This window comes from Micromonospora sp. NPDC047557, from assembly GCF_043205095.1.
Taxonomy (GTDB): domain Bacteria; phylum Actinomycetota; class Actinomycetes; order Mycobacteriales; family Micromonosporaceae; genus Micromonospora.
Map to the genome: position 1 here is coordinate 336672 of NZ_JBIDDK010000002.1, position 18728 is coordinate 355399.

Here is an 18728-nt window from a genome sequence, read left to right on the forward strand (position 1 = left end):
CCCCCGCCGGTAAGGTGCGCTGCGGCAGGATGGGGTCCCGTGTCCACCTCGCCCGCGCCGCCCCGCGCCACGCTGCTCCTGCTGGCCTATCTCGCGTTCGTCAGCCTCGGCCTGCCCGACGGCCTGCTCGGCGTCGGCTGGCCGTCGATCCGCGCGGACTTCGGCGTACCCACCGAGGCGGTCGGGCTGCTGCTCACCGCCGGCACGGTCGGCTATCTCGCCTCCAGCGTGCTGGCCGGGTTCACGCTGGCCCGCCTCGGCGTGGGCGCGCTGCTCGCCGGCAGCACCCTGCTGGCCAGCCTGGCGCTGACCGGCTACGCCGTGAGCCCCGGGCTGGCCGTGCTCGTGGGCTGCGCGCTGGTGCTCGGGCTGGGCTCCGGTGCGATCGACTCCGGGCTCAACGCGTACGCCGCCGGGGCCTTCGGCCCGCGACACATGAACTGGCTGCACGCCTTCTTCGGCCTCGGCGTGGCGATCGGTCCACTGATCATGACGGCGGCGCTCAGCGCCGGGCTGGCCTGGCGGTGGGGGTACGGCATCGTGGCCGGCGCCCAACTCGCCCTCGCCACCGCGTTCGCGCTCACCGTACGCGCGTGGCAGCGTCGCGCTCCCGCTCCCGAGCCGGGCGTGGGGACGACCGACGCCGGGCCGGCGGTCCGGGTGCCGGTCCTGGCCACGCTGCGGCTGCCGGCGGTCTGGTCCGGGGGACTGGCCTTCGCGCTGTACGTGGCCATCGAGGTGTCCGCCGGACTCTGGGCGTTCCTGCTGCTCACCCAGGGGCGCGGCCTGAGCGCCGCCGTGGCGGGCGGCTGCGTCTCCGCGTACTGGGGCAGCCTCTTCGTCGGCCGGGTGGTGCAGGGCGTGGTCGCTGAACGGCTCGGGTCCCGGCTGGTGTTGCGGGTCAGCCTGGGTGGCATGGCCCTCGGTACGGCGCTGATCGCGGTGCCCGGGGTGGCCGTGCTGGCCGTGCTTGGCCTGGTCGTGCTGGGGTTCGCCGCCGCGCCGGTGTTTCCGCTGCTCACCCTCACCACCGCCGACCGGGTCGGCGCGGCGCACGCGGACCGGGCCATCGGGTTGCAGATCGGCGCCGCCGGTGTGGGCGCGGCGCTCGTCCCGACGGGCCTCGGCGTGCTGATCAGCAACCTGTCGGTGCAGGTGCTCGGCTCGGCCCTGCTGGTGCTCGCGCTGGCGTTGATCGTGCTCTACGAACTGGGCGCCCGCCGGCCCGCCGCCGGAAGCGGGCCGGAGCAGCCCGGCTCCGCTGCGGCCGAGTCCCCAGCGTCCGAGACCGCGACGTCCGGGACGCCGGCCCAGTCCCGGACCGCTCTGCCCGACGCGGACTATCCGTTGTCCGGTCCGGTCCGGCCGGTCGTCGACGGGCGGTAGGCGCGCTGCGGGTCGGTCGGCTCCCGCCCGGCGCCCTCGGCCTCCCCGCCTCGGTCGGCCGCCGCGGGCCCGTGCCCGAAGGCGGCCTCCTCACCGGCGTCGTTGCCGGTCACGTCGTCGGCCTGCCCGTCGATGCTGGAGCCCGCCACGGCGCGCTCCAACTCCTCCAGCGGAAGCCGTTCCTCGTCGCGCCACACCCTGTCGTCCGTCATGACTTCAGCCGTACCCGGGCGCGATGATCGCAAACGGGTACCAGCCGGCCCGAGACACGACGATGGCCGCCGGGAACTCCGGCGGCCATCCTCGGTCGTGCAGGGGATCACGGCTGCGGGCGGTCCACCGAGCCACGCCAGGCGCCGGTCTCCTGACCGCGCCGCTCGATGAACGTCTTGAACCGCTCCAGATCGCCCTTGGCCCGCCGGTCGACGATGCCGAGCTTGTCGCCGGCCTGCTCGACCACCCCGTGCGGCTCGAACTCGAGCTGGAGGGTGACCCGGGTCTTGCCCTCGTCCAGGCGGTGGAAGGTCACCACACCGGCCTGCTGGGTGCCGCCGGTGGAACGCCAGGCGACCCGCTCGTCGGGCAGCTGCTCGGTGATCTCGGCATCGAACTCGCGCTTCACGCCGGCGATGTCAACCGTCCAGTGGGTCATCGTGTCGGAGAGCTGCCGGACCTCCTGCACGCCCTCCATGAACTGGGGGAACTCCTCGAACTGCGTCCACTGGTCGTACGCGGTGCGCACGGGTACGGAAACCTCGACGTGTTCGGTAACGCCACTCATCAGGAACCCTCCTCTGGTCGCGGGTGATGGCCGGATCGGGGGACGATCCGTCTCACCAGCGAGTCGTCTCGTTCTTGTGGCCGAGCGCGGCCCACACCTCGGAGACCGTCTGGTACTCGGTGCCCTCGGGCAGCCGCTCCAGCGCCGCCACGATGTCGTCTGGCGCCTCGTTCTCCCGGGCGCTGGCGATGAGCACCAGTCGGTCGCCGGGCAGCGCGCTCATGGAGATGAACCGGCCGAGCCGGCTACGCTGCTCGACGTCGGTGGAACTCATCCCCTGCGGGGTGCCGGTGCGCAGGTCGCCCGCCGGTGCCGTGGTGGTCTCCGGCTGGTCCTCGCCGGCTGGTTCCGGCACCCGGGACTCCTCGACTCGGGAGCCACCGGTCCCCGGCCCCTGGACGAGGCCGCTGACCTCCTGGCTCATCTGCTCGTCGATCCTCGGTCCGTGCTTGCTGTTGCCACGCTCCATGCCTTCTGCGCTACCCGGCACCCCGCCCGGTAAACCGGCACCGCGTCACGAACCGGCCCCCGGGCCGGACATCCGGGCGGACAACGGCCCTCAGGAAGCGGCCGCCTTCCGCGGTGGCAGCACCGGCTCCTGGAGGTCCTTCTCGCCCGCCTGCAACTGCCGGCCGCGCTGCACCTCGGCGTTGATCTGCACCCCGAGCATCAGGGCAGAGTTGGACAGGTAGAGCCAGACCAGGAACGCGATGGCCGCGCCCAGGCTCCCGTACGTCGTGTTGTACGAGGCGAACTTGGCCACGTAGAGGCCGAAGCCGAAGGAGACCGCCGCCCAGGAGACCAGGGCCACCGCGCCGCCGGGGGTGAGCCAGCGGAAGCGGGGCTGGCGCACGTTCGGGGCGATCCAGAACAGCAGGGACAGGAGCACCATCATGACTATGGCGAGCACCGGCCACTTCGCCACGCTCCACACCGTCCGGGCCAGGCCGCCGGCGTGGATCAGGTCGCCGACCGCGTCGGTGACCGGGCCGCTGACGATCAGCGCGAGGGCGACCACCGCGAGCAGCACCAACGTCACCGCGGCCAAGCCGATCTGCACTGGCCGCAGCTTCCAGACCGGCCGACCCTCGGTCACCCCGTAGATCGCGTTGGAGGCCCGGGTGAACGCCCCGATGAAGCCCGACGCCGACCACAATGCGCCGAGCAGACCGAAACTCAGCAGCACCTTCACGTTGCTCTGCTGAACCACCACGGCCCGGATCACCCCGACCACGCCGCCGTCCTTGTCGGCCACCACCGATCCGGCACCCACCTGCTTGGCGAGGTCGACCACCGTGTCCAGGGTCCGCTCGCCGTCGGAGACCAGACCGACCAGGGCCACCACCACGATGGCGGACGGAAAGAGCGCCAGCACGCCGTAGTAGGTGAGTGCGGCGGCCCAGTCGGAGCAGTTGTCGTTGACGAAGTTCGTCACGCTGCGCACCAGCACCCCGCGCCAGGTCCGCCAGCTCAGCTGCCGCATCCGCCGGGGCACCGGCGCACCCCGCGTGTCGGCGCGCGTCGTACCGGGCTCCATGGTCGTCATGCCCGCTCCCTGTTCCCCGGCCACCGGATGACCGGTCGTCCGGTCGGGCCTGGCCCGGCCGGTACCCCCGGCGAGAAATCGACAAACCCGTGCCGGCAGCGCCGTGTTTGCCGTCCCGCCAGCGGGGAACGGTCATCAGTCATCCTGTCGACACTCCAGGAGGACGAGATGCCCGGGCGCGAGGACATGCCCAGCACGCTGCGACGCTCCCCGGACAAGGCGCAGCGCACCTGGGAGAAGACACACGACTCGGCGGTGGAGACCTACGGCGAGGGCGAGCGGTCGCACCGCACCGCCTTCGCGGCGGTGAAGCACCAGTTCGAGAAGGTGGGCGACCACTGGGAGCCGAAGGGCCGCAAGGGCCCGAGCGACCGCCAGGCCGCCGGCGGCGGCCCGGAGCGGCGCGCACCCACCGCCGGTGGGGTGGACGCCAACGCCAGCAAGGACCACCTCATGTCGGTGGCCCGCAAGCTGGACGTCCCCGGCCGGTCGAGCATGACCAAGCCGGAGCTGGTCACGGCCATCGAGAAGGCCAACGACCGGGCCACCCGCAAGGCCCGCGGCGACTGACCCACGCACACCGCGGTACGGGCGGACGCGCCACCCCGGCGTCCGCCCGTACCGCTCACCACTGCCCGCCGCCGGGCGCCTCGATGTGCACCGCCTTCGTCGCGCTGAACTCGTCCAGCAGCTCCGGGCCGTACCCGAAGCCCTGCCCGCTGGCCCGGCGCGGATGCGCGGCACCGCCGGGCGCCCCGCCGAACACCGAGTTGACCTTCACGGTGCCCACCGGCAGCTCCCGCCACGCCCGCTGCGCATGGCTCATCGACGCCGTCAGCACCGTCGCGGCCAGCCCGTACGGAGAGTCCGCCGCGCAGGTCAGCGCCTCGTCGAACGAGTCGACCACCACCACCGGGGCGACCGGCCCGAACGTCTCCTCCCGCACCAGCACCATGTCGTGCCGGCAGTCGGTGACCACGGTCGCCGGGTAGTACGCCCCGGGCCCGTCCGGCACCTCCCCGCCGGTACGCACCCGCGCTCCGGCCGCCACCGCCGCGGTCACCTGCCCGTGCACGTGGTCGCGGTGCCGCCGGTCGACGAGCGGGCCCAGCTCGGTGCCCGGGTCCCGACCCGGCCCGACCCGCAGCGCGCCGGCCCGGCGCACCAGCGCCGCCACGAAGTCGTCGGCCACCTTCCGGTGTACGTAGATCCGTTCCACCGCGACGCAGATCTGCCCGGCGTTCGCGAACGCCCCGAGCGCGGCCTGCTCCGCCGCCCAGTCGGGGTCGACACCCGCGTCGACGACCAACGGGTCGCTGCCGCCGTTCTCCAGCAGCACCTTCGCGCCGGTACCGGCCGCGGCGGCGGCGATCTTCCGCCCGGTGGCGGTGGAACCGACGTGCGCGACCACGTCCACGTCCTGTGTGGCCAGTGCCGCGCCGACCTCCGGACCACCGGTGAGCAGGGACAGCACCCCGGCCGGCAGCGCCGCGTCCAGGGCGCGCGCCAGCAGCCAGCCCGTCGCCGGCGTTCGCTCGCTGGGCTTGTAGAGCACCACGTTGCCGGTGACCAGGGCCGCGCCGAGCAGCCCGCAGGACACCGCCACCGGGTCGTTCCAGGGGGTGATGACGGCGACCACGCCCCGCGGCTGGGGCGTCATGAAGTCCACCGCGTCCGTCGCGCCGTTCAACGTCCGCCCACCGCGCAGCGGGGCCAGCTCCGCGTACTGTCGCAGGGTGCCGATACCCGCCTCGACGCCGCCGCGGGCGTCCGCGAGTGGCTTGCCCATCTCCGCGGTGACCGCCGCCGCCAGCTCGTCGGTGACGGCCGCGACCGCGTCCGCGGCCCGGTGCAGCGCCGCCGCCCGTTCCGCCGGCGCGGTCGCCGCCCACGACGCTGCCGCGTCCCGCGCCGCCTGGGCCGCCTTGCCGACCTCGTCGGCCGTTGCGATCGGCACGGAGCTGACCGGTTCGCCGTCCGCCGGATCGTGGACGACCAGCTCGCCGCCGGCCCCGCCCGCGCCCCACACCCCGCCCACCAGCTGCGCAACCGTGTACATGCGGCGCTGGATGCCCCGGCCCCGGCGAGACAAACGCGTTTCGCCCGGTTGCGCGCCGGGTAGGCGGATCGGGTGACTACCACCGGCGCGCAGAGCGCGGACGCCGTCGTCGTCGGAGCCGGGCACAACGGCCTGGTCGCGGCGAACCTGCTGGCCGACGCCGGGTGGGACGTGGTGGTGCTGGAGGCGACAGCCGTACCCGGCGGCGCGGTGCAGTCCGCCGAGGTGACCGCCCCGGGCTACCTGAGCGACCTCTACAGCTCGTTCTACCCCCTGGGGTACGCCTCGCCGGTGCTCAACGGCCTCGACCTGGGCCGGTACGGGCTGTCCTGGCGGCACGCCCCGGACGTGCTGGCACACCTGCTGCCCGACGGCCGGGCGGCGGTGGTCAACCGGGATCCGGACGTCACGGCCGCGTCGCTGGAGCAGTTCGCCCCCGGCGACGGAAAGCGCTGGCTGAACGCGTACGCCGACTGGCTCGACGTGGCCGAGCCGATGCTCACCACCATCACCACGCCGTTCCCCCCGGTGCGCGGCGGCCTGGGCCTGCTGCGCCGGCTGCGGGTCGCGGGCGCCCTGCGGCTGGCCCGCCGACTCGTGGTGCCGGTGCGCAAGCTCGGCGACGAGCTGTTCGACGGTCCGGGCGGGCCGGCGCTGCTCGCCGGCTGCGCCCTGCACACCGACCTGTCCCCCGAGGAGGCCGGCTCCGGCGTGTACGGCTGGCTGCTGGCCATGCTCGGCCAGCAGGTCGGCTGGCCGGTGCCCGACGGCGGCGCGCGGCAGATCACCAACGCGCTGGTGGCCCGCCTGTCCGAGCGCGGTGGCCGCATCCTCTACGGCGCGCGGGTCGACCGGGTGCTCACCGCGCGCGGCCGGGCGATGGGCGTCCGCACCGAGGGCGGCGCGCTGTGGCGGGCCCGCCGGGCCGTCCTCGCCGACGTGCCGGCCCCGGCCCTCTACCTCGACCTGGTCGGGGCTTCGGCGCTGCCGTCGCGGCTGGTCGAGGACCTGGCGCACTTTCGGTGGGACGGCTCGACGCTGAAGGTGGACTGGGCGCTCTCCGCCCCGGTCCCGTGGACCAACCGGGAGGTCGCCGGCGCCGGCACCGTGCATCTCGGCGCGGACCTCGACGGGCTCACCCGCTACGCCGGCGAACTCGCCCGCGGCGAACTGCCCCGCGACCCGTTCCTGCTGGTCGGGCAGATGTCCGTGGCCGACCCGAGCCACTCACCGCCGGGCACCGAGTCGCTGTGGTCGTACACCCACCTGCCGTTCCGAAAGGACTGGCGGGCAGAGGAGATCGCTGGGCACGTGCAGCGCATGGAGGACGTGCTGGAGGCGGCGGCCCCGGGCTTCCGGCAGCTCATCGTCGGACGGCACGTGGCCGGGCCCGCCGAGCTGGAGAAGGGCGACCCGAGCCTGGTCGGGGGCGCGCTCGGCGGGGGCACGGCCGCCGCGTACCAGCAGCTGTTCCTGCGCCCGATTCCCGGCCTGGGCCGGGCGGACACCCCGGTGGACCGGCTCTTTCTGGCCAGCTCGTCGGCGCACCCGGGCGGTGGGGTGCACGGCGCACCGGGCGCGAACGCGGCCCGCGCGGCCCTGGCCCGCGACCGCGCCCTGACCGGCGCCGCCTACGCGAAGGCCATTTCCACCGCCCACCGGGCCGTCTATCCTCCGACCTGACGCGGTGATCAAGAGGTTCGCGTCACCGGCGAGCCGGAATCTGACGCACACCTCTTGATCACCGCTGGACCAGGGGTCAGTTGGTGATGTTGCGGTGCTTGCTGCGCAGGCGGAACGGCATCAGCGCGCTCTCGACCTTGGTCGCCGTGGTCATCTTGGAGACGCCGTCGCGCCGCTCCTCGAAGCGGATCGGGACCTCCAGGATCGTGTGGCCCAGCTTGGTGGCCAGGTAGTGCATCTCGACCTGGAAGCTGTAGCCGTTGGACTGCACGCGGTGCAGGCCGATGTCCTTCAGCGCGTCGGCCCGCCAGATCTTGAAGCCGGCGGTCAGGTCCCGGATGCGCACCCGCAGCAGCGTGTGCACGTAGAGGTTCGCCCATCCGCTGAGCGCGCGCCGGTACAGCGGCCAGTTCTCGTCCAGCTCGCCACCGGGCACGTACCGGGAGCCGATCACCACGCCGGCCTGGGTGGAGAGCAGCGCGCCCAGCATCCCCGGCAGCGCCTCCGGCGGGTGCGACAGGTCGGCGTCCATCTGTGCCACGAACTCGGCGCCGCCCTCGAGAGCCCGGGTCATCCCGTCGACGTACGCCCGACCCAGGCCCTCCTTGCCGGCCCGGTGCATCACCTCGATCCGCTCCGGATACTCGATGGCCAGCTTGTCGGCCACCTCGCCGGTGCCGTCGGGGGAGTTGTCGTCGGCGACGAGGATGCGCAGGCCCGGCAGCGGCAGTGCGAGCAGCCGCTCGACCAGCGCCGGGAGGTTGCCCGCCTCGTTGTAGGTGGGCACGACGACGGTCAGGTGTGCGTCTCGCCACGGCGACGGCAGTTGGACGGGCTCGATCATGTCGGACATCCTCGGTTTGCGGACTGGGCTACCCCAGAGGGTAGCCAGTTGCCCGATCCGGATTGAAAAGGCTCCCCGTCGATCGGGCCGGCCGCAGGTGGCGGCGCGCTCAGCGCAGGCGACGGGCCATCGCGGTGAGGGCCATCGCGACGCCAGCGAGGGCGAGGCCGGACAACGCCGGTTTGTGGGTGCCCACCCAGAGCGCCGCCGAGCGCCGCCGCGCCTGGTCGCCGAAGATGCCCGCCGCGCCCCGGTCCCGGTCGTCGTCGCCCGGGTGGTCCAGGTTGTCCCGCCAGGTGGCCGGGTCGATCTCGTCGCCGGTCTGCTGGCTGTCGTACCCGTCGCGGGCCAGCTTGCGGTCCAGCAGGCCGGGGATCAGGATGTCGCCGAGGCGCGCCTGCCAGGTGGGGCCGCCCACGTTCAACTCCCGGGTGCCCCGGTCGGCGGCCCAGACGATGGCCCGCGCCGCCACCTCGGGCGCGAAGATCGGCGGCACCGGCTGTGGGTGCCGGGGCAACCGGGTACGCACCCAGGAGAACTGCGGCGTGTTCACGGCGGGCAGCTGCACCATCGACAGCTTCACGCCCGGGCAGTCGTGCAGCAGCTCGGCCCGCAACGAGTCGTTGAACCCCTGTACGGCGTGCTTGCTCGCGCAGTACGCCGACTGCAGCGGAATCCCCCGGTAGGCCAGCGCGGAGCCCACCTGCACGATCGCCCCCCGACCGTGGGCCCGCATGTGCCGCAGCGCCGCGAGGGTGCCGTGCACCGTGCCGAGGTACGTCACCTCGGTGACCCGGCGGAACTCGCGGGCCGGGATCTCCCAGGCCGGCGCGAACACCGACACCATGGCGTTGTTGATCCACACGTCGATGCCGTCCCAGTGGTGCACCACGTCGTCGGCGGCCTGCTGCACGGCACCCGCGTCAGCGACGTCGACCTGGTACACCCGTACGTCGGTGGCGCCCAGCGACCGGCACTCCCGCTCGGCGGCGGCCAGCCCTGCCGTGCCCCGGGCCAGCAGCGCCAACCGAGCGCCCCGGGCCGCGTACGTGCAGGCCACCGCGCGGCCCACACCGGCGCTCGCGCCGGTCACCACCACCGTCTGCGTCACCGGGTGCCCTTCTGCCGGGTGGCGATGTCGGAGAGCCGGGCCAGCGTCTCCTTGTTGCGCAGGTGCAGCACCAGGTCGTTGGCCTTGTTGCGGACCCAGCGCAGCGGGCCGGCCGCGAAGTCCTCACCGAGGCGGACGCGGGTGGCGTCGCCGTCGACCGGTTCCAGGGTGAACGCCACGATCGCCTCGCCGGCCGGCCACAGGCCGGCGCGCAGCACCAGCCGGTGCGGCGGCTCGCAGGCCAGCACCGTCGAGGCGTCCTGCAACGAGAACGGCCACGGCCCGGCCCGGTGGTGCAGTTGGCTGCCCACCCGGGGCCAGGCGTCGTCCACGTCGCGCACGTGCGCGGTCCCGACCACCCAGTCGCTGTACGTCCACCCGTCGGCCAGCACGTCGAACACCTGCTGCGGGGGAGCGTCGATCACTTTCTCCACTATCGCCACTGGGCTCCCATACCCGCCTCGCGACGGAGGCTAACGGGCCGGCGGGTTAGCTTCTTCCAAGCGGCGGGTAAGGCCGACCGGGGCACCGCCGGCGGCGTTGGCCCACGGCGCCGACGACGACGTTTACTCCTCGGGGCGCCGGGAACCCGCCGGCTGTGCGACAGGACCAGGAGGATCCGTATCAGCGCAGGTCAGCCCGGGTTTACGCCGGTGTTGGCCGGGCTGGTCACGGGCCTGCTGAACCCACCGGGGGAGTCCTGTACGACGCGGTCCTGCTCGACCGCGACGGCACGCTGATCGAGGATGTGCCGTACAACGGCGACCCGGAGAAGGTCCGTCCGGTCCCGGGGGCGCGGGCGGCGCTGGACCGGCTGCGGGCCGCCGGGTTGCGCCTGGCGGTGGTGACCAACCAGTCGGGTCTGGCCCGGGGCTACTTCAGCGAGGAGCAGATGCGGGCGGTGCACGCCCGCGTGGAGGAGCTGCTGGGTGGCTTCGACGCCTGGCTGGTCTGCCCGCACGACGACTCCGACCGATGCGACTGCCGTAAACCGGCGCCCGGTCTGGTGCACGCCGCCGCCCGCGAGCTGAGCACGAGCGCGTCGCGCTGTGTGCTGGTGGGCGACATCGGCCGCGACGTGGGCGCCGCGCTGGCCGCCGGTGCGGCCGGGGTGCTGGTGCCCACCCCGGTGACCCGACCGGAGGAGATCGCCGCCGCCGGCTGGGTGGCCGCGGACCTGCCCTCGGCGGTGGACGAGATCCTGCGCCGCCAGCGGGCCGTGCAACCCGCCGAGGCCGGGGAGCGGGTGGGCACGGCGTTGGTGGTGCGCTCGGACTCGGCCGGGGACGTGCTCGTCACCGGGCCGGCGATCCGCGCCGTCGCGGCCGGCGCGCGGCGGGTGGTGCTGCTGTGCGGTCCCCGCGGACGCGCCGCCGCCGAGCTGCTGCCCGGCGTCGACGAGATCATCGAGCACCCGCTGCCGTGGATCGACCCCGCGCCGGCACCGATCGACCCGGACGCCATGCGGGGCCTGACCGCCCGTCTCGCCGCCGTCGGCGCGGACGAGGCGGTGGTGTTCACGTCGTTCCACCAGTCCGCCCTGCCGCTCGCGTTGCTGCTGCGGATGGCCGGGATCACCCGGATCGCCGCGATCAGCGACGACTACCCGGGCTCCCTGGTGGACATCCGCCACCGGGTGCCGGTGGGCGTCCCCGAACCCGAGCGGGCGCTCTCCCTCGCCGCCGCCGCCGGTTACCGGCTGCCGGTCGGCGACGAACCCGTGCTCCGGCTCCGTGGCGACACCGTGGCGCTCCGCCCGGCCGCTGCCGGTGACCCCGGTTACGTGGTGCTGCACCCCGGGTCGGCCGCGTCGAGCCGGGCCTGCCCGACCGAGCTGGCGGCGCGGATCGCCGCGGCGCTGACCGCCGCCGGGCATCGGGTGCTGGTCACCGGCGGGCCCGACGAGCGTACGGTCACCGCCCGGGTCGCGGCGGCGGGCGGCACCGACCTGGGCGGCCGGACCGACCTGGCCGGGCTGGCCGCGCTCGTCGCGGACGCCGCCGCCGTGGTGGTCGGCAACACGGGGCCCGCGCACCTGGCCGCCGCGGCCGGGGTGCCGGTCGTGAGCCTGTTCGCGCCGACCGTCCCTTTCGGGCAGTGGGGGCCCTACCGGGTTCCCACCGTCCGGCTCGGCGACGCGGGCGCGCCCTGCCGTGACACCCGGGCAGCCAGCTGCCCGGTCCCGGGGCACCCGTGCCTCAGCGGCCTCGACCCGGCCGAGGTGGTCGAGGCGGTACGCACGCTCGTGCCCAGCGGTGGTGGCAACCGATGAACATCCTGCTCTGGCACGTGCACGGCTCCTGGACCACGTCCTTCGTGCACGGTAGCCACCGCTACCTGATCCCCACCACACCCGACCGTGGCCCGTACGGCCTCGGCCGGGCCCGCACCTATCCGTGGCCGGACAGCGCCGTCGAGGTGGCCCCCGACGACCTGCCCGGCAGCGATGTCGACCTGGTCGTCCTGCAACGTCCGGAGGAGATCGACCTGGCCGAGCAGTGGCTCGGGCGGCGCCCCGGGCGTGACGTGCCCGCCATCTACGTCGAGCACAACACCCCCAAGGGCGACGTGCCGAACACCCGCCACCCGATGGCCGACCGCGCCGACCTGCTCGTCGCCCACGTCACCGGGTTCAACCAGATCTTCTGGGACACCGGCGCGACCCGCACCAGGGTGGTCGACCACGGCATCGTCGCGCCGACCGTGTCGTACACGGGTGAACTGGACCGGCTCGCCGTGGTGATCAACGAGCCGGTGCGGCGGGGCCGGGTCACCGGCACGGACCTGCTGCCCGAGTTCGCCGAGATCGCGCCGCTGGACGTGTTCGGCATGGGCGTCGCGGGTCTCGCCGACCACCTCGGGCTGCCCGCCGACCGGCTCACCAGCCACGACGACGTGCCCCAGGACCGGATGCACGCCGAGCTGGCCCGTCGGCGCGCGTACCTGCACCTGTGCCGCTGGACCTCCCTCGGGCTCAGCCTCATCGAGGCGATGGCGATCGGCATGCCGGTCGTCGCGCTCGCCACCACCGAGGCGGTGACCGCGGTGCCACCGGAGGCGGGCGCGCTCGCCACCCGGATGGACACCCTGCTCGACGCCGCCCGCCGGTTCATCGCCGAGCCGGCGGCCGCACGTCAGGCCGGTGTGGCGGCACGGGCCGCCGCGCGGGACAGGTACGGCCTCGACCGTTTCCTCGCTGACTGGGACCGGCTGCTGGAGGAGGAAGTATGCGGATCGCGATGATCTCGGAGCACGCCAGCCCGCTCGCCATCCTCGGAGGCGAGGACGCCGGCGGTCAGAACACGCACGTCGCCGAGCTGTCCGCCGCGCTCGCCGCCGCCGGGCACGAGGTGCGGGTCTACACCCGCCGCGACGCCCTCGACCTGCCGGTGACCGTGCGCGCCCCGGACGGGTACGACGTGGTGCACGTGCCGGCCGGCCCGGCCGAGCCGGTCGCGAAGGACGCGCTGCTGCCGCACATGCGCGAGTTCAGCCGCTGGCTCATCGAGCGGTGGCGCGGCGGGGACTGGACGCCAGAGGTGATCCACGCGCACTTCTGGATGAGTGGCCTGGCCGCGTTGACCGCCGGTCGGCAGACCGGGGTGCCGGTGGTGCAGACGTACCACGCGCTGGGCACGGTCAAGCGCCGCTACCAGGGCGTACAGGACACCAGCCCGGCCCGGCGCATCTCCTACGAGCGGGAGCTGGGCCGCTCGGTGGACCGGGTGGTCGCCCAGTGCCGCGACGAGGTCGGAGAACTGGTCCGGATGGGCGTGCCCCGCTCCCGGATGACCGTCGTGCCCTCCGGGGTCAACCTCGCCTCGTTCTCCCCGCTCGGGCCGGTCGCCGACCGAGAGCCGGGCCGAGCCCGGATCCTGACCGTGGGCCGGCTGGTCGAGCGCAAGGGTTTCCAGACGGTGGTCCGCGCCATGGCGCTGGTGCCCGACGCCGAGTGTGTGGTGGTCGGCGGCCCGCCCGAAGGGCTGCTGGAGACCGACCCGTACGCCCGCAGGCTGCGCGCCCTGGCCGAGTCGTGCGGGGTCGCCGACCGGGTGCACCTCGTCGGCGCGGTGCCCCGGGAGGAGATGGGCCGCTGGTACCGCTCGGCGGACCTGCTGGTCGCCGCGCCCTGGTACGAGCCGTTCGGGTTGACCCCGCTGGAGGCGATGGCGTGCGGTGTGCCGGTCGTCGGCACCGCCGTGGGCGGCATCCGCGACACCGTCGTCGACGGCACGACCGGCGACCTCGTACCGGCTCGGGACCCCAACGCCCTCGCCGCCGCGATCCAGCGGCTGCTCGACGACCGGATCCGCCGCTTCCGGTACGCCACGGCGGCGCGCGAGCGGGCCCGGTCGCGCTACTCCTGGGCGGCCACCGCCGAACGCCTGGCCGAGGTCTACGGCGAGGTCGCCGCCGTGCGCCGGCCGACCCGGGTGGTGGCCTGATGCCGGCGGGCAGCCCGCTCGACGTGCACCTGACCAACCTCGCCGCGGCACTGGGGCCGTACCGCCGGTCTGAACCGCAACTGGCGCGCTGGGGCGCGGCCCTGGCGCACCGGCTGGCCGGCGGCGGACGGCTGCTCGTCGCCGGCAACGGTGGCAGCGCCGCCGAGGCCCAGCACCTCACCGCCGAGCTGGTGGGCAAGCTGCACGACGACCGCCAGCCCCTGTCGGCCATCGCCCTGCACGCCGAGACCAGCGCGGTGACCGCCATCGCCAACGACTACGGCTACGCCGATGTCTACGCCCGCCAGGTCCGCGCCCACGGCCGGCCGGGCGACGTCCTGTTGCTGCTCAGCACCAGCGGCACCAGCCCCAACCTGCTCACCGCCGCGCACGCGGCGCGCGACGCCGGCCTGACCACGTGGGCACTCACCGGGCCCGCCCCCAACCCCCTCGCCGACGCCTGCGACGAGGTGCTCGCCGTGCCGTCGGCCGACACCCAGGTCGTCCAGGAGCTGCATCTCGTCACCAGCCACCTGATCTGCGAGTACCTCGAACAGGAACTGCCCGCCGCGCTGGCCGCGACCAGCGCCGCCGCGGGCGTGCCCGCCGGGCCGGCGCCGGCCGGTCGGCTCGCGTCCGGGCCGGTGCGGACCGGGGTCGAGGTGGTGCTCGACGGCGGGACCGGACAGCAGGTCGACGCGTGAGGATGAGGGGGGAAGCGTGAGGGGACCCGTGGTGGTGGTCGGGGACACCCTGCTCGACCGGGACGTGGAAGGGGTGGTGAACCGCCTCTGCCCGGACTCACCGGTGCCGGTGCTCGACGAGACCTCGGCCGTCGACCGGCCCGGCGGCGCCGGCCTGGCGGCGGTCTTCGCGGCCGCGCAGGGCGCCGAGGTGGTGCTGATCACCGCCCTCGCCGACGACGCCGGGGGTGCGCGGCTCAGCGCGCTGCTCGCCGCGGCCGGCGTGCAGGTGTACCCGCTGAGCCTGTCCGGCGCGACCCCGGAGAAGATCCGGCTGCGGGCCCGGGGCCGGGTGCTGCTGCGTCACGACCGTGGCGGCGCCTCCGGCGAGCCGGGCCAGCCCTCCTACGAGGTGCTGCGGGTGCTCGCCGCGGCGTCGGCGGTGCTGGTCAGCGACTACGGCCGGGGAGTGGCCCGCCAGCCCGCGCTGCGCGCCGCGCTGGCCGCCACCCGCGCGCCGGTCGTGTGGGACCCGCACCCGCGCGGCCCGGCCGCGGTGCCCGGGGTGCACCTGGTCACCCCGAACGAGTCGGAGGTACGCGAGCTGGTCCCCGCGCTGCCCGGCGCGTCCCGGCTGGCCACCGCGTCCCGGGGCGCACAGGGGCTGCGGCGGCGGTGGCGGGCGGGCGCCGTCGCGGTGACGTTGGGCGGGGACGGCGCGTTGCTCTGCCACGCCGGGTCGACGCCGCTGGTGGTGCCCACCCCGGGCAGCGCCGAGGGCGACACCTGCGGGGCCGGCGACCGATTCGCCGCCGCCGCCAGTCTCGCGCTGGCCCGGGGCGCGCTCGTCTCCGAGGCGGTGCAGGCGGCGGTCGCCGAGGCGTCCGCGTACGTGGCGGGCGGGGGAGTGGCCAGCGCCCTGCCGCCACCGGAGCAGCCGTTCCCGCGCGTCCTGCGGGCGGGGTCGAACCGCGGACCGGCGAGCGGGCACGGGGTCACCGGCCCGGGTGGTGAGCGGGTGGGCATCGCGGCGGTCGCCACGCTGCTTGCCGAGGTGCGGGGTGCCGGCGGAACCGTGGTGGCCACCGGAGGCTGCTTCGACCTGCTGCACGCCGGGCACGTGGCCACCCTGCAGGCCGCCCGGCAGCTCGGTGACTGCCTGATCGTCTGCGTGAACTCCGACACCAGCGTGACCGGGTTGAAGGGGCCGGACCGGCCGGTCATGTCCGAGGGTGATCGGGCCCGGCTGCTGGCCGCGCTGAGCTGCGTCGACGCCGTCCTCGTCTTCGACGAGCCGACCCCGGAGGCGGTGCTGTCCTGGCTGCGCCCGGATGTCTGGGTCAAGGGCGGCGACTACGCGACCGGCGGCCCGGACGCGGCCGGGCTCCCCGAGGCGGAGGTCCTGCGCCGCTGGGGCGGGAACACGGTGGTGGTGCCGTACCTGGACGGTCGCTCCACAAGTGACCTGATCACCCGTTCGGCCGGCGGGCCGGCCCCCGGCCTGGGCGAACGCACGCAGCAGCCGGTGTCGACGACGCGGGAGCGCAGCCGATGACCGCCACGAGGTCCGGCGCCGGGCCCACCGTCCTGGTCACCGGCGGCTCCAGCGGGCTCGGCGCGGCGGTGGTCGCGGCGGTGGCCGCCTCCGGTGGCCGTCCGCTCGTGCTGGACCGGCAGGCACCGGTCGACGGCGTGTCCTGGACCGAGTGCGACCTCGCCGACACCCGCGCCGCCGAGGTGGCCACCCAGCACCTCGCCGAGCAGGCCGGCGGCCTGGACGCGGTGGTCACGGCCGCCGGCATGGACGTGCCGGGTCGGCTCGCCGACGTGCCGGGGGAGATCTGGGACCGGATCGTCGCCGTGGACCTGCTGGCCACCGCCGCGGTGATCCGGGCCGCGCTGCCGTTCCTGCAGACCTCTCGGGGCCGCATCGTCACGGTCGCCTCGACCCTGGGGGTCAAGGCGGTCAGCGACGCCACCGCGTACTGCGCCGCGAAGTTCGGCGTGGTCGGGTTCACCCGCGCCCTGGCCGCCGAGCTCGCCGGCGAGGTCGGGGTCACCCTGCTCATTCCCGGCGGGATGCGTACCGCGTTCTTCGACGAGCGCGACCCGCAGTACAAGCCGGGGCCGGACGCCATCCTCAACGACCCCGTCGACACGGCCGCGGCGGTCATGTTCGCGCTCAACCAGCCGCCCGGCTGCGCGGTGCGCGAGATGGTGGTCTGCGCCGAGCAGGAGACGTCGTACCCGTGATCCTCGTGCTGCGCGCCCTCGGCGTCGGCGACCTGGTCACCGCGGTGCCCGCGCTGCGGGCGCTGCGGGCCGCGTACCCCGGTAGGGAGCTGGCGCTCGCCGCGCCCGGCGGCCTGGCCCCGCTGGTCGACCTGGTCGGGGGCGTCGACCGGCTGGTGGACACCGCCGGGCTGGACGGGCCGTCCTGGCCCGGCCCCGCCCCGGAGATCGCGGTGAATCTGCACGGACGCGGCCCACAGTCGCACCGGCTGCTGGCCGCCGCCCGTCCGGGGCGGCTGCTCGCCTTCGCGAACGCCGCCGCCGGGTTCGGCGACGGGCCGCGGTGGGTCGACGACGAGCACGAGGTGGACCGTTGGTGCCGGCTGCTGTCCTGGTACGACATCCCGACCGACCGCCGTGACCTGGGCCTGCGCCGGCCCGCAAAGGCCGGCCGACCGACCGGCGCCACAGTGCTGCATCCGGGCAGCAAGGTCCCCGCCAAGCGGTGGCCCGCCGAACGGTTCGCAGCCCTGGCCCGGGCGCTCGACGAACGGGGGCACCGGGTGCTGGTCACCGGCTCGGCCGACGAACGCGGGCTGGCCGCTCGGGTCGCCGACGCGGCCGGCCTCGCGCCGGCCGCCGTGCTGGCCGGCCGAACCGACCTCGGCGCGCTGGCCGCGCTGGTCGCCGACGCCCGGCTGGTGGTCAGCGGGGACACCGGCGTGGCCCACCTGGCCACCGCGTACGGGACCCCGTCGGTGGTGCTCTTCGGGCCGGTGCCGCCGGCGGCGTGGGGTCCACCGCCGGACCGGCCCCGACACCGGGCGCTGTGGACCGGTGCGGGGGATTGGCGCAGGTGGGACGGGGTAGGAAGCCACCCGACATTGACGGCCCTGCGCCTCGACGAGGTGCTGGCCGCTGTGGACGAGGTGGAGAGGGCGGTGCGGGTCTCCGGTGCGGTTGCGGCGTAGCGACCCGGGTCGGCCCGGTTACGGGCGACGCCGGCGCGGTAAGGGCTGGACCTTCGTCGATCCGAGTGGTGCGGTCGTGCGGGATCCCGCGACTCTGGCGCGGCTGCGGGAGCTGGTGATTCCCCCGGCGTGGCAGGACGTGTGGATCGCGCCGCACGCGAACGGGCACATCCAGGCGACCGGCGTCGACGCGGCCGGACGCAAGCAGTACGTCTACCACCCGGTGTGGCGCGAGAAGCAGGACGCGGCGAAGTTCGACCACATGCTGGAGGTGGCCCGGCGGCTGCCGGGGCTGCGGATTCGGGTGGGACAGGACCTGGGCGGGCGGGGGCTGGGTCGGGACCGGGTGCTGGCGACCGTGGCCCGCCTGCTCGACATGGGGATGTTCCGGGTCGGCAGCGACCAGTACGCGGCCGGCGACGACCCGACGTTCGGGGTGTCCACCCTGCGCCCGGAGCACGCCCGCAGACGCGGTGGCTGCGTGGTCTTCGAGTTCCCCGCGAAGGGCGGCATCGAGCAGGTGCGCCGGATCGAGGACCCGGAGCTGTGTGAGGTGCTGGTCAACCTGCGCCGGCGTCGCCGGCGGGCGGACCGGCTGTTCGGCTACTGGGACGGCCGGGAGTGGCGCGACGTGCGCAGCGACGAGGTCAACGGCTACCTGCGCGACGCCAGTGGCGGCGAGATGACCGCCAAGGACTTCCGCACCTGGCATGCCACGGTGCTGGCCGCCGCGGAGTTGGCCGCGGCCGACCCGGCCCGCTCGGCCACCGCCCGGCGCAGGGCGGTGGCGGCGGTGATGCGTGCGGTGGCCGAGCTGCTGGGCAACACCCCGACGGTGGCGCGGACGTCCTACGTGGACCCCCGGGTCGTCGACCTCTACCACGACGGAGTGGTGGCACCGGTGGACCCGGGTGCGCCGCGCGAGGAGATCGAACGGGTCGTGTTGGACCTGCTGGAGAAGGCCTGACCGGCCCCGCCGACGATCCT

Annotated in this window: 19 protein-coding genes; 11 read left to right on the forward strand and 8 right to left on the reverse strand. The window is 74.8% G+C overall.

From position 1 onward, the window contains the following. Positions 1-39: 39 nt before the first annotated feature. The gene (locus tag ACGGAQ_RS09310; RefSeq protein WP_393046290.1) at positions 40-1386 is read left to right on the forward strand and encodes an MFS transporter; all 1347 of its coding nucleotides are present in this window, start codon (positions 40-42) and stop codon (positions 1384-1386) included. Here ACGGAQ_RS09310 and ACGGAQ_RS09315 read toward each other — a convergent pair. The 4 genes from ACGGAQ_RS09315 to ACGGAQ_RS09330 all read right to left on the reverse strand — a co-directional run bounded on the left by ACGGAQ_RS09315 (position 1341) and on the right by ACGGAQ_RS09330 (position 3713). After that, positions 1341-1598, reverse strand: coding sequence for a hypothetical protein (locus ACGGAQ_RS09315; protein WP_354860125.1), 258 nt, complete (start codon positions 1596-1598; stop codon positions 1341-1343). The two genes, ACGGAQ_RS09310 and ACGGAQ_RS09315, sit on opposite strands and share 46 nt — an antisense overlap. Positions 1599-1705: 107 nt before the next feature. Then, the gene (locus tag ACGGAQ_RS09320) at positions 1706-2167 is read right to left on the reverse strand and encodes an SRPBCC family protein (protein ID WP_393046294.1); all 462 of its coding nucleotides are present in this window, start codon (positions 2165-2167) and stop codon (positions 1706-1708) included. Between the two features lie 52 nt (positions 2168-2219). After that, positions 2220-2636: a DUF2795 domain-containing protein gene (locus ACGGAQ_RS09325; RefSeq protein WP_358104704.1), complete on the reverse strand. Its 417-nt coding sequence runs from the start codon at positions 2634-2636 to the stop codon at positions 2220-2222. Between the two features lie 90 nt (positions 2637-2726). After that, positions 2727-3713, reverse strand: a complete 987-nt coding sequence (locus tag ACGGAQ_RS09330; RefSeq protein WP_393046297.1) for a YihY/virulence factor BrkB family protein — start codon at positions 3711-3713, stop codon at positions 2727-2729. 168 nt (positions 3714-3881) lie between these two features. Between ACGGAQ_RS09330 and ACGGAQ_RS09335 the strand changes: the two genes are divergently transcribed. After that, positions 3882-4283: a ChaB family protein gene (locus ACGGAQ_RS09335; protein ID WP_234588399.1), complete on the forward strand. Its 402-nt coding sequence runs from the start codon at positions 3882-3884 to the stop codon at positions 4281-4283. Between the two features lie 55 nt (positions 4284-4338). On the opposite strand, the gene ACGGAQ_RS09340 is transcribed toward ACGGAQ_RS09335, so the two are convergent. Beyond that, complete coding sequence (locus ACGGAQ_RS09340) at positions 4339-5772, reverse strand: aldehyde dehydrogenase family protein (protein ID WP_393046301.1); 1434 nt, start codon at positions 5770-5772, stop codon at positions 4339-4341. Between the two features lie 72 nt (positions 5773-5844). Between ACGGAQ_RS09340 and ACGGAQ_RS09345 the strand changes: the two genes are divergently transcribed. Then, positions 5845-7455 (forward strand): phytoene desaturase family protein, encoded by a 1611-nt coding sequence (locus tag ACGGAQ_RS09345; protein WP_393046303.1) that lies wholly within the window; start codon positions 5845-5847, stop codon positions 7453-7455. Positions 7456-7531: 76 nt separating this feature from the next. Here the strand turns inward: ACGGAQ_RS09345 and ACGGAQ_RS09350 are convergent, their stop codons facing one another. The 3 genes from ACGGAQ_RS09350 to ACGGAQ_RS09360 all read right to left on the reverse strand — a co-directional run bounded on the left by ACGGAQ_RS09350 (position 7532) and on the right by ACGGAQ_RS09360 (position 9853). After that, complete coding sequence (locus tag ACGGAQ_RS09350) at positions 7532-8299, reverse strand: polyprenol monophosphomannose synthase (protein WP_393046306.1); 768 nt, start codon at positions 8297-8299, stop codon at positions 7532-7534. A 109-nt stretch (positions 8300-8408) separates the two neighbouring features. Next, complete coding sequence (locus ACGGAQ_RS09355) at positions 8409-9410, reverse strand: SDR family oxidoreductase (RefSeq protein WP_393046309.1); 1002 nt, start codon at positions 9408-9410, stop codon at positions 8409-8411. Next, positions 9407-9853, reverse strand: a complete 447-nt coding sequence (locus ACGGAQ_RS09360) for an SRPBCC family protein (protein ID WP_393046312.1) — start codon at positions 9851-9853, stop codon at positions 9407-9409. Before ACGGAQ_RS09360 ends, ACGGAQ_RS09355 begins: the two co-directional genes overlap by 4 nt. A 155-nt stretch (positions 9854-10008) precedes the next feature. Between ACGGAQ_RS09360 and ACGGAQ_RS09365 the strand changes: the two genes are divergently transcribed. Genes ACGGAQ_RS09365 through ACGGAQ_RS09400 form a run of 8 tightly spaced genes read left to right on the forward strand, consistent with a single transcriptional unit; the run spans position 10009 to position 18708 of the window. Continuing rightward, a complete protein-coding gene (locus ACGGAQ_RS09365; RefSeq protein WP_393046315.1) occupies positions 10009-11682 on the forward strand; it encodes an HAD-IIIA family hydrolase in 1674 nt (557 codons plus the stop codon). Next, on the forward strand, positions 11679-12653 hold the full coding sequence (locus ACGGAQ_RS09370; RefSeq protein WP_393046318.1) for a glycosyltransferase: 975 nt from the start codon (positions 11679-11681) through the stop codon (positions 12651-12653). The genes ACGGAQ_RS09365 and ACGGAQ_RS09370 overlap by 4 nt, the downstream gene beginning before the upstream one ends. After that, a complete protein-coding gene (locus tag ACGGAQ_RS09375; RefSeq protein WP_393046321.1) occupies positions 12638-13855 on the forward strand; it encodes a glycosyltransferase in 1218 nt (405 codons plus the stop codon). Before ACGGAQ_RS09370 ends, ACGGAQ_RS09375 begins: the two co-directional genes overlap by 16 nt. After that, positions 13852-14559 carry an SIS domain-containing protein gene (locus ACGGAQ_RS09380; RefSeq protein ID WP_393046828.1) on the forward strand — a complete coding sequence of 236 codons (708 nt, stop codon included), beginning with the start codon at positions 13852-13854 and terminating at the stop codon, positions 14557-14559. The genes ACGGAQ_RS09375 and ACGGAQ_RS09380 overlap by 4 nt, the downstream gene beginning before the upstream one ends. Positions 14560-14575: 16 nt before the next feature. Next, positions 14576-16093 (forward strand): PfkB family carbohydrate kinase, encoded by a 1518-nt coding sequence (locus ACGGAQ_RS09385; RefSeq protein WP_393046323.1) that lies wholly within the window; start codon positions 14576-14578, stop codon positions 16091-16093. Beyond that, positions 16090-16791 (forward strand): SDR family oxidoreductase, encoded by a 702-nt coding sequence (locus ACGGAQ_RS09390; RefSeq protein ID WP_393046326.1) that lies wholly within the window; start codon positions 16090-16092, stop codon positions 16789-16791. The genes ACGGAQ_RS09385 and ACGGAQ_RS09390 overlap by 4 nt, the downstream gene beginning before the upstream one ends. Beyond that, positions 16788-17741 (forward strand): glycosyltransferase family 9 protein, encoded by a 954-nt coding sequence (locus ACGGAQ_RS09395; RefSeq protein ID WP_393046329.1) that lies wholly within the window; start codon positions 16788-16790, stop codon positions 17739-17741. The genes ACGGAQ_RS09390 and ACGGAQ_RS09395 overlap by 4 nt, the downstream gene beginning before the upstream one ends. Further along, on the forward strand, positions 17725-18708 hold the full coding sequence (locus ACGGAQ_RS09400; RefSeq protein ID WP_393046331.1) for a DNA topoisomerase IB: 984 nt from the start codon (positions 17725-17727) through the stop codon (positions 18706-18708). Before ACGGAQ_RS09395 ends, ACGGAQ_RS09400 begins: the two co-directional genes overlap by 17 nt. The last annotated feature ends 20 nt before the right edge of the window (positions 18709-18728 follow it).

Coding starts and splice junctions, on each gene's coding strand:
- ACGGAQ_RS09315 (WP_354860125.1), bottom strand. CDS start 1,598: ATGACGGACGACAGGGTGTGGCGCGACGAGGAACGGCTTCCGCTGGAG.
- ACGGAQ_RS09390 (WP_393046326.1), top strand. CDS start 16,090: ATGACCGCCACGAGGTCCGGCGCCGGGCCCACCGTCCTGGTCACCGGC.
- ACGGAQ_RS09370 (WP_393046318.1), top strand. CDS start 11,679: ATGAACATCCTGCTCTGGCACGTGCACGGCTCCTGGACCACGTCCTTC.
- ACGGAQ_RS09375 (WP_393046321.1), top strand. CDS start 12,638: ATGCGGATCGCGATGATCTCGGAGCACGCCAGCCCGCTCGCCATCCTC.
- ACGGAQ_RS09330 (WP_393046297.1), bottom strand. CDS start 3,713: ATGACGACCATGGAGCCCGGTACGACGCGCGCCGACACGCGGGGTGCG.
- ACGGAQ_RS09325 (WP_358104704.1), bottom strand. CDS start 2,636: ATGGAGCGTGGCAACAGCAAGCACGGACCGAGGATCGACGAGCAGATG.
- ACGGAQ_RS09335 (WP_234588399.1), top strand. CDS start 3,882: ATGCCCGGGCGCGAGGACATGCCCAGCACGCTGCGACGCTCCCCGGAC.
- ACGGAQ_RS09320 (WP_393046294.1), bottom strand. CDS start 2,167: ATGAGTGGCGTTACCGAACACGTCGAGGTTTCCGTACCCGTGCGCACC.
- ACGGAQ_RS09340 (WP_393046301.1), bottom strand. CDS start 5,772: ATGTACACGGTTGCGCAGCTGGTGGGCGGGGTGTGGGGCGCGGGCGGG.
- ACGGAQ_RS09350 (WP_393046306.1), bottom strand. CDS start 8,299: ATGATCGAGCCCGTCCAACTGCCGTCGCCGTGGCGAGACGCACACCTG.